Origin of the sequence: Methylobacter sp. (assembly GCF_023227905.1) — a bacterium.
Lineage (GTDB): Bacteria > Pseudomonadota > Gammaproteobacteria > Methylococcales > Methylomonadaceae > Methylobacter_A.
Window position 1 is genome coordinate 1 of the sequence record NZ_JALOCF010000091.1, and the last position, 10,009, is coordinate 10,009.

General features: G+C 48.5%; 8 protein-coding genes. 4 read left to right on the forward strand and 4 right to left on the reverse strand.

The window, feature by feature from the left end; genetic code table 11:
- Positions 1 to 219: 219 nt before the first annotated feature.
- The 4 genes from M0R47_RS20830 to queF all read right to left on the reverse strand — a co-directional run bounded on the left by M0R47_RS20830 (position 220) and on the right by queF (position 2,513).
- Positions 220 to 897, reverse strand: a complete 678-nt coding sequence (locus M0R47_RS20830; protein ID WP_292558281.1) for a nucleotide-binding protein — start codon at positions 895 to 897, stop codon at positions 220 to 222.
- Positions 898 to 976: 79 nt separating this feature from the next.
- Positions 977 to 1,837 carry an archaetidylserine decarboxylase gene (gene asd / locus M0R47_RS20835; protein WP_292558282.1) on the reverse strand — a complete coding sequence of 287 codons (861 nt, stop codon included), beginning with the start codon at positions 1,835 to 1,837 and terminating at the stop codon, positions 977 to 979.
- Positions 1,834 to 2,118: an EscU/YscU/HrcU family type III secretion system export apparatus switch protein gene (locus M0R47_RS20840; protein WP_292558283.1), complete on the reverse strand. Its 285-nt coding sequence runs from the start codon at positions 2,116 to 2,118 to the stop codon at positions 1,834 to 1,836. The genes asd and M0R47_RS20840 overlap by 4 nt, the downstream gene beginning before the upstream one ends.
- A gap of 5 nt (positions 2,119 to 2,123) precedes the next feature.
- Complete coding sequence (gene queF / locus M0R47_RS20845) at positions 2,124 to 2,513, reverse strand: preQ(1) synthase (RefSeq protein WP_292558284.1); 390 nt, start codon at positions 2,511 to 2,513, stop codon at positions 2,124 to 2,126.
- Between the two features lie 132 nt (positions 2,514 to 2,645).
- Here queF and smc point away from each other — a divergent pair, with 132 nt between their 5' ends.
- The 4 genes from smc to M0R47_RS20865 all read left to right on the forward strand — a co-directional run bounded on the left by smc (position 2,646) and on the right by M0R47_RS20865 (position 9,877).
- Positions 2,646 to 6,161, forward strand: coding sequence for a chromosome segregation protein SMC (gene smc, locus M0R47_RS20850; RefSeq protein ID WP_292558285.1), 3,516 nt, complete (start codon positions 2,646 to 2,648; stop codon positions 6,159 to 6,161).
- The gene (locus M0R47_RS20855; RefSeq protein ID WP_292558286.1) at positions 6,161 to 6,847 is read left to right on the forward strand and encodes a cell division protein ZipA C-terminal FtsZ-binding domain-containing protein; all 687 of its coding nucleotides are present in this window, start codon (positions 6,161 to 6,163) and stop codon (positions 6,845 to 6,847) included. Before smc ends, M0R47_RS20855 begins: the two co-directional genes overlap by 1 nt.
- 201 nt (positions 6,848 to 7,048) lie before the next feature.
- Entirely contained in the window at positions 7,049 to 9,004 is a 1,956-nt protein-coding gene (locus M0R47_RS20860) for a helix-hairpin-helix domain-containing protein (RefSeq protein WP_292558287.1), read from the forward strand.
- Between the two features lie 174 nt (positions 9,005 to 9,178).
- Positions 9,179 to 9,877 (forward strand): HNH endonuclease signature motif containing protein, encoded by a 699-nt coding sequence (locus M0R47_RS20865; RefSeq protein ID WP_292558288.1) that lies wholly within the window; start codon positions 9,179 to 9,181, stop codon positions 9,875 to 9,877.
- Positions 9,878 to 10,009: the final 132 nt, after the last annotated feature.

Consider the following 10,009-nt stretch of genomic DNA (forward strand, 5'->3'; position numbering starts at 1 on the left):
AAGCTCATAGCTTAAGGCCGGATCGGCTTCCCCAGAAAATCACTTACCACTATAAACTTTTTTGTGTCACATAATCCTGTGTTTTAGAGATGTATTTAATATACAAGGCCGGAATAAGGCCATCCAAGCGCGTAGCGCGAGGTGGCGTTTCCGGCGAGTTTGAGTGATGTTTGCCGGAAACACCAATTCTCGCTACCGCTCGAACCGGCTTATTCCGGCCTACGGGGCTAAAGAGCAGACATTTTCTCTCCCAAGTTTCGCCATAAGGTACCCATGTTCAAAAACTACATTTTGACGTGCTCGATTTTTAGGTGGAATGTTTGATTCATGTACACCTCTTCCATGGTCGCAAGCTGTATAAAGTACAAGTGCAAAATCAGCGTCATTTGAATATCGTTCGATTTTTTCAATTATAGTCATTCCAGAGCTGGCTTGCTCATGTAATATAATTGCATCTAATCCAAGCTTTTCGATAAAGCGGCTGATTTCTTGCTTAGCCTCATTGTCTCGACCGTGAACGATAAATACTTTTCGTTTATTTCTTGCAACTGCCGGTAATTGAAGGTTATTTTGAATCAGTTCATTTTTTGGAGAGGTTGTGGTTTGCTGGCCAAACTCTAAAGAATCTAATAGCGGGGTAAATTGTTCCGATAGATATGTACGCCGTTCGGCATAACTACCAAACTTAGGCTTAATGAAACCCCAAAATGAATCAAGATTACGGTGATGTTTTAGCCATTGAGGTAAATGTGGAACTAACTTTGGGTTACTCAGAAGCTCATGTCTAAGCGCTTCAAATTCGCTTGAATCTGCAGTCACACCAGTTGCTCGTGCAGTTAGCAAATTAACAAGGTAACTCACCTTGTCAAAATCAGTTTCTAAGAACTCAATGCTCAATGTCTAAATTCCTATTGTGAATCGAAATACTCGATTTCTCTATTTAAGTACACCTTGATCCAGCCAGGCCGGAATAAGATTAACCAACAACCCGCCCAATCAATTCCCCCAATTTAACCGTCTTTTCCGCTTTAAACTCGGCATCCCACTCCGCCTTATCCTTGCCAAACAACACAATAATCGTAGAACCCATATTAAACCGACCCATTTCTTCGCCGATTTTCAACGTAGGCGCATCACCGTCATATTGCCAATTTTGCACTGATGTAATGCTCGGCGGCGTGACGACGCCATGCCAGACAGTCTCTACGCTGGACACGAAGATGGCGCCGACCAGTACCAAAGCCATCGGGCCTATTTCGGTATCGAATATGGCCGCGACGCGCTCGTTTCTGGCGAATAAGCCGGGCACTGAATTGGTGGTGGCGGCATTGACGCTGAATAAGCGGCCGGGGATATGCACCATTTCCCGTAAGGTGCCGGTCAGCGGCATGTGTAGGCGGTGATAGTCTTTGGGCGACAAATAAATAGTAGTAAATACGCCGTCATTAAACGGCTCGGCGCGGGATGCATCGCCGCCCAGCAGGTCGGTCGCGGTAAAGCTTTTGCCTTTGGCCTGAAAGATTTTGCCGTCTGAAATGTCTCCGGCTTGGCTGACTGCGCCGTCCGCTGGACAGATGATCGCGTTGCTCTCGCTGCTGAACGCTCTAACGCCGGGTTTTAGCTCGCGGGTAAAAAAGTGGTTAAAGCTCTTGTAGGCATTGATGTCCGACTCCTGCGCCTCATCCATGTTAACTCCGTAATGCCTGATGATCTGCTTGATAAACAGGTTTTTAAAGGCTGTGTTTTCGCAGTGCGTCAGTTTGCTCATCATTTGCGACAGCGCGTGATGCGGCAGAACGTATTGGGGCAGGGTGGTCAGGGCTTCTTTAAAGTTCATGGTTGGTAATTGTCGGGTGTTTTGCCGCTTAAGAAGTAAGCAAACGCGATAATTTCCGCGACGGCAACGTAGAGTTCATTGGGGATTTCATCGCCTAACGGAATTTGAGCCAGAATTCTTGCCAATTCCGGCTCGGTTTGTAGCGGTATTCCGTGGTGTTCGGCGATTGCTAAGATTTGCTCTGCGGTAAGACCTGAGCCCTTGGCAGTCACCTTGGGCGCGTTCTTGCCGTCGTATTTTAACGCGACGGCAATGTCCGAGGTGTAATAGGTCTTAGCCATGAGCCTTAAGGCAGCGTAACCAGTTCCGGCGCTTGCCAATCGGGATTTTTATGTTCTACAACGACGGTTGTGTAGATGCCGCCGCGTACATTGAACTCGGCGCGGATGCGCATGAAGTTCGGCGAAATGGCTTTTACGAGGTCATCGAGGATTTCATTGGTGACGGCTTCATGAAATGCGCCTTGGTCGCGGAATGCCCACATGTACAGCTTGAGCGCTTTAAGTTCCACGCACAGCTTTGCGGGGATGTATTCGATCTGGATGGTGGCAAAATCCGGCTGGCCTGTTTTTGGGCACAGACAGGTGAACTCAGGCACATCGATGCGGATCGTGTAATCACGGCCTGGTTTTGGGTTGTCGAAAGTTTCCAGATCTTTGCTTGGTTGTGTTGTCATTTCAGTTTATATGTAAAAAAAAGAGGGTACAAAAAGTAGGCGCCTTAGATGAAAAAATTCGATACTCGGCTAATTATCGTTAATAATAGGCCGTTATTTTAATTCAACTGTCGGGATATTCATACCAGTACTATGAAACTGGAAAAAATCAAGCTTTCGGGTTTCAAATCTTTTGTTGATCAAACGGTCATACCGATCACTGGTAATTTGACCGCCATCGTCGGGCCTAACGGCTGCGGAAAATCCAATATTATCGATGCAGTGCGCTGGGTGATGGGCGAAAGCTCTGCCAAGCATTTGCGCGGCGGCAGCATGGCCGACGTAATCTTTAACGGTTCATCCGGGCGCAAGCCGGTCAGTACGGCTTCGGTCGAGTTGGTTTTTAATAACACCGACAGCAAGCTGGGCGGTGAATATTCGCAATACGATACTATCGCAATCAAACGCCAGGTCAGCCGCGACGGCACCTCCGTGTTCATGCTCAACGGTTCGCGTTGCCGACGCAAAGACATCACCGATATATTTCTGGGCACAGGGCTGGGCTCACGAAGCTACGCGATCATCGAGCAGGGCACGATTTCCCGCATGGTAGAAGCCAAGCCGGAGGATTTAAGGGTTCATATCGAAGAAGCGGCGGGCGTTTCCAAATATAAGGAACGTCGAAGTGAAACCGAAACCCGGATGAGGCATACCCGCGAAAACTTGGAGCGGTTGGACGATTTGCGCGACGAAGTTGAAAAGCAAATCAAGCATCTGCAAAAGCAGGCCGAAAAAGCCGAAAAATATACCGAGCTTAAAAAGAAGGAACGCCAATACCGGTTGGAGTTGTTGGCGATGCGCTGGAACGCCTATCATCAGGCTGCGAAACAGCTGGATGAAAAGTTGCAGACGGTCGCCCACGAGCACAACCGATTGTTTGTCGAGCTGCGTGACATCGATAACACCATTGAAGCCAAACGCGCCGAGCATAAAACCCAGCAACAGCAAACCAACAGCTCTCAAGGCGATTATTACCAGATTGTCGCCGAAGTCAGCGGTCTTGAGCAGACCATCAAGCACAGCGAAACCAGCCGTGAACAAACCTTGGTCGAAATTAATCGCTTGCGCCAGCAGGCCGATCAGTCGCTAACAGAACTCGAAGCCGATGTGCAGCAGCTGGAACAGATCAAAGAGGCTTTGTTTGAAGCGGAAGAGGCATTGATTGTTGCCGAGGAAAGGCAGGAAGATGTTTTATACAGCCAGCAGGAAGTGCAGCAGCAGAAAAGTTCCTGGCAGGAACAATGGGAAGTGTATCGCACCACCAGTTCGAGTTATAAGGAACAGTCCGAAGTGCAGCGGGTAAAAACCGCGCAGTTGGAAAACCAGAATCGCCAGCTGCAAATCCGCCTGGATAAATTGCATAACGAGCGTAGTGAGCTGGAATCCAGCGAGCTGCAAAGCGAGATTGCATCTCTGGATGCCGGCATCGAACTTATTGAAACGCAACGCGATGATCTGCAAAAGCAGCTTGAAGGCCTGCATCAGCAGATACGCGAACAGCGCCAGCAGATCAAGCAGTATCATGATGAATTGCATGCGCGCCGCTCGGAAATGCACAGCGTAAAAGGCAAAATCACCTCGCTGAAATTGTTGCAGCAACATGCGATGGGCAAAGACAACAAGCACCTGAGCGCATGGCTTGAGTCCGTTGATCTGACCGAAAACCGCCGTCTTGCCGAGTTTCTGGATGTGCAGACAGGTTGGGATACGGCGGTTGAAACGGTGCTGGGCTCTTATCTGGAAGCGATTTGCATTGAAAGCGCCGATCAGGTTATTCCGGGTCTGCAACGGTTGACCGATGAATCGTTGATGCTGGTTGAGACCGGAGTTAAATCAGCGGGCTACACTGACGCTAACCCGGCCTATACCCTCTTATTGGACAAGGTAAAAGCGCCGTGGGATTTGAGCAATTTGCTGGCCGGCGTTTACTGCGCCGACGATGTTGAAACGGCCAGAGCCTTATCTTCCCAGCTTAAAGCGCATGAATCGGTCATTACCCCGGATGGTACCTGGTTTGGCTCCGGCTGGATAAAAATAATCCGCGCCAAAGACAGCAAAACCGGCGTATTGCAGCGCGAAAAAGAGTTGCGCCTGTTGAAGCAGCGGCAGGAAGATCTGCACATTGAGATTGAAGCTCTTGAATACCAGCTGGAATCTGCCGAAACCGGCTTGAAAGACGCTGAAGTCCAGCGTGAATCGATTCAGCAACAGGACAATAGCCTGGGGAGTGAACTGTCGGTAAAAAGCGCCGAATTCAGTGCGCGTTCCGCCCGTTTGGAACATCAGCAGCGCCGTCTGGAGCAGGTCTGCAACGATATTGACGATATCAGCATTGAGACCGCTGAAAATGCCGAGACCATCGCCGAATCCCGGCTGTTGCAGGAACAGGCCGAACAGGTCATGGCCGAGCAGGAGCAAAAAAAACAAAGCTTGGAGACGTTAAACCAGGAGTTGCAATCCGAGCAACAGCGTATCGATCAATCCGCTAATGAAGCCAGACAGCAGGTTTACAGTATCAAGTCGAAGATCGAATCGCTACGTTCATCCGAATCCCTAACCGGTAAACAGCTGGACCGATTGCAGCAGCAACATCAACAATCGATAGAACGCATCGCCGAGCTGGAAAAAAATCTGCACCAAACGTTGACTCCTATGGACGAAGAAAAAAAGCAGCTGGAGCAAATGCTGGTGGATAAGGGGAAGCTGGAGATTCGTTTGCACGAACAACGTCAGCTTCAGGAAGACCTTGAAGCGGAAATAACCCAGCTATCCGAACAACATATCCGGGTGCAGCGCGCTTTGGAAAAGCAGAAAGAAGCGCTGGATACGATTCGTTTTGAGTTGCAGGAAAGCAAAGTGCGCCAGCAAACCGTCAACGAGCAGCTGAAAGAAATCGATGCCGATGTCGAGCAGGTGCTTCATAGCTTGCCGGAACAGGCCGAAGAAAACAGCTGGAAAAGAACAGTCGATGACTTATTGGCTCAAATCGAAAGATTAGGTACCATTAACCTGACCGCAATAGAAGAGTACAAGGCTCAGTCCGAGCGAATGAATTTTCTGAATGAGCAACATGCCGATTTAATCGAGGCCTTGCAAACGCTGGATCAGGCAATCAGTAAAATCGATAAGGAAAGTCGGCAGCGGTTTAAGGAAACATTCGATAAAATAAACACCGGTTTGCAGGAAAAGTTCCCGAAATTATTCGGGGGCGGTCATGCTTATCTGGAATTGACTGAACAAGACGAGTTGGAATCGGGCGTAAACATTATTGCCAGACCTCCCGGCAAAAAAAACAGCTCTATACACTTGTTGTCAGGCGGAGAGAAAGCGTTGACGGCGGTAGCCTTGGTGTTTTCTATTTTCGAACTCAATCCAGCGCCTTTCTGTTTGCTGGATGAAGTCGATGCGCCGCTGGATGACGCTAATGTTGGGCGGTTTTCAAGGATGGTCGAAGAAATGTCGGCATCTGTGCAATTTTTGTATATTTCCCATAACAAGGCGACTATGGAAATTGCAAAACAGCTGGCAGGTGTTACTATGAAAGAGCCGGGCGTGTCCCGGATGGTCGCAGTTGATATTGAAGAAGCAGTGAGTCTGGCGGAAACCTAATGGATAAAGAAATTTTAAGAATAGTAATTATTGCAACCGGCATGCTAGTCGTTATTGGCATGTTGGTTTGGGCTTATATCAAAGATAAAAAAGCACGTGAAGACATGGATTTTTACGATGATGCCGGCGATCATCCGCTGACGTCGGATGCTTCGGACATAAAAGGCGATTTTGATATTGCTTCGTTGGCTGCTTCTGAAAGTCATGCCGGTGTTCATCCTCATGAATACTATGATGAAGACGATGACGAGGATTACTATGAGCAGGATGACGACATAGAGCCGCCGCCACGCGCTACCGCACCGGCGATTATTCAGTTCAGTATTATCACCAAGGCGGACGAGGATTTTAACGGCGCTGACTTGGTTGAAGCCTTTGAAGCGGTCGGGCTTGAATACGGCAGCTTAAAAATATTTGAACGCCTGGATGCTAATCGGTTGGTCGATTATGGCGTGGCGTGTATTGTTGAACCGGGCACGTTTCCGGATAAAGATTTGGAAAATTTCTACTGCCCCGGCATCGTGTTTTTTATGCAGCCTGAAGCACTGGATGATGCACCGGCGGTTTTTGACGATTATGTAGAAACAATCAATACATTGGCCGCGAAATTGGATGGCGTTATTCTTGACCATAGAAGACAGCCGCTGACCGAAGCGACCGTTCAAGCCATTCGCCAGAGTTTGTGATCTTAATGTAGCTGCTTTTTAGTTACGCATAGTCATTAAACTTAGATATAACACCACAAAGACAGTTAAAGCTTCGTGTCTCTGCCGAATGGGGCAATTGCTCCGTTCGGCCAAGCCTTATAGATACGCTGTGCGTACCATTGAATGCCCAAGGTATGCAGGTATCTTTTACAAAGCGCGTTTTCTGCTCGGATTATTTAAATGCCATCCCTTAGCAATACCCAGTTAGAGCTTCTTAAAGAAGCCGATCTTTCAATCCATTTATCCCCTGAGCTGATCGCTCAAATTGCAGCCCAAGCCGACCCCAAGCAACTGAGCGATGAGCAACTGCTTGAGTTTTTGCAAGCATGCAACGCCTTGTATCGAAGCGGCGAGCCGCTTATTTCCGATGCCGATTATGATTTTATCTTCCTGGCTGAGCTGCAAAAACGCCATCCCAGCCATCCGTATTTGGAAACCGTCGAACCGGAAGTCATTGCTGTCGGCAAGACCGTCACGCTGCCGGAGCCTATGCTGTCGACGGAAAAAACCTATACCCGAAGCGGTATCGAAAAATGGCTGTCGCGGCTGAAAAAAGCGGCAGAAGACTGTGATGCGGATTTTTCCACGCTGATGATCCGGGCAACGCCCAAGCTGGACGGTTACGCGGCTTATGATGACGGAAAAGTACTCTACACGCGCGGCGATGGCCGCAGAGGCACGGACATTAGCCGGGTTTTCGAGCGCGGTTTGATAGTTGGCGGAAACGGCGAAAGAGGGCAAGGTGCCGGTGAAATCGTGGTCAGCCAGACGTACTTTAACAATTATCTGGCCGATTATTTTGAAAACTCCCGGAATTTTCAGGCCAGCATCATTAAAGAAAAAGAGCTTGAACAGCACGCTTTAGAAGCCATACAAAACCATGCGGCAGTATTTTTTCCATTCTCGCAGTTGCCCGCCTGGCAGGGCACAGCCGCCGAAGTGCTGGCCGATTTCGAACATGTTATAGAAACCGTCTACAAGCTGGTCGATTATGATGTCGACGGCGTCGTTTTTGAGTTGATAGGCAATGAGCGCATAAAAAAATATTTAGGCGCTACGCGGCATCATCACCGCTGGCAGATTGCCTATAAAAACAATGTAGAAACCGCTGAAGTGATTGTGCTTAAAGTCACCCCGCAAACCTCCCGTTCCGGTCGGGTCAATCCGGTTGCCGAGCTGACGCCGACCAAACTCAGCGGAGCGATGATTTCCAGGTCTACGGCTCATCATTACGGCATGGTCAAAAAGCTGGGTATCGGTCCTGGCACCTTAATCGAACTAACGCGCTCAGGTCTGGTGATACCCAAAATCGAGCGGGTCATTATTCCGGCAACGCCGCAAATCCCCGAGCATTGCCCCAGTTGCGGCAGCGAGCTGGTTTGGGACAGCGATTACCTGTATTGCCTGAACACCACCAAATGTCCGGCGCAAATTGAAAATACCATCGAGCATTTCTTCAGAACCTTGGCGAATGTCGACGGCTTTGGGCAAAAAACCGTAGAAAAACTCCATACTTTCGGCGTCAACTCGATTTATGCCGTTTATCAGCTGAGCATGGAGCAATTGCAAACCATGGGCTTTGGCGACAAAACCGCGCAAAATCTGTTGGATCAATTGCATCGCAGCAGAACCGAAGCCATTGACGACTGGCGTTTTCTGGGCGCGTTCGGCATTTACCGGATGGGTCTTGGCAACTGCGAACGCCTGCTACAACATCACCATTTGTTGGATATTTTCAACCTGACCGTTGAAGATGTGATGAATATCGAAGGCTTTGCCGATAAAACCAGCGCTGCGGTGGTCGAATGTTTGGCAAAAATCAAAACCGACTTCATGCAAATCTACCAGTTGGGTTTTAATTTAATCCCAACGCCGTTAATCGCCGAGCAACAGCAAGCTATCAGCCCGATTTCCGGCAAAACCATCGTTTTTACCGGCACCATGGTCCACGGTAAGCGCGATGACATGAGCAAGCAAGCCAAACGTCTGGGGGCAAAAGTAGCCAGCTCGGTTACCGGGAAGACCGATTTTCTGGTTACCGGTACCGATGTAGGAATGGCAAAAATCGCTGTCGCTACGGAAAAAGGTGTTCAGGTTATCAGTGAAGAGGAATATTTGGCGTTGTTGAAGCAGTGAGTTTATGAGGGTTGATAGTGTTGTACTTGTTTGTACGGTATGTCTTGTTGCTGGAAAGTAGCGCAGTAAAGCCAAATAATTATAAGGACTTATGAAGAATATACGACAGATGAGATTTTTTATATGGCAATCAGTGTCGCATACATTGAGTTATGCTTTATCTGGAGTAGATGCATGAGAGGTAATGTTATCTCCTACATTGAGATGTGTCAGAAAGAAGGTACAAGTCTCCAGCGTGGTATGAACTTCCGGTTGAAAGGCCGTCACTCCGTTATTCTAATGTCTGTGCGCCCAAACTCTCCCTATCGAGACGAAGTGCGAGACGATGGAGCTGTACTCATCTATGAGGGACATGATGAGCCGAAGCGCAAGGGAATTACTGACCCAAAATCGCTCGATCAGCCTGAACGACAACCTGGTGGGACACTAACTGAAAATGGAAAATTCCATCAAGCAGCGCAGCGGTTTAAGTTAGGACAAAAAGGCCCCGACATAGTTCAAGTGTATGAAAAGATCAAATCTGGCATTTGGACTGACAATGGGTTCTTCCATTTGGTGGATTCAAGGGTCGAGAATGACGGTGTCAGAAATGTTTTTAGGTTCACACTAGTTGCTGTAGAGAATGTCTCTGATGAGTCCGCTGCAGAAGAAATTCTAAACCGCTATGTTGCGCGAAGTCGCATTATTCCAACAAGTGTCAAGCTCGAAGTGTGGGCACGAGATGATGGCAAGTGTGTTACCTGTGGCGCTAAGGACGAGCTTCACTTCGATCATATACTGCCTTTTTCAAAGGGTGGCACGTCACTAAAGGCTGAAAATGTTCAGTTGCTGTGTGCCCGCCATAACCTGAGCAAAAGCGCAAAGATTCAATGAGCTAGGTAGATACCGTCTTGAAAGTCAACTTTAAATCGCATAATTGGCTTGATAAGGTTGACGAGTTTTCAAGACGCCAAAACATAAGTGCACCAGCTTACGCATGGCAGCCCCCAGCGCGGACATTTTGCT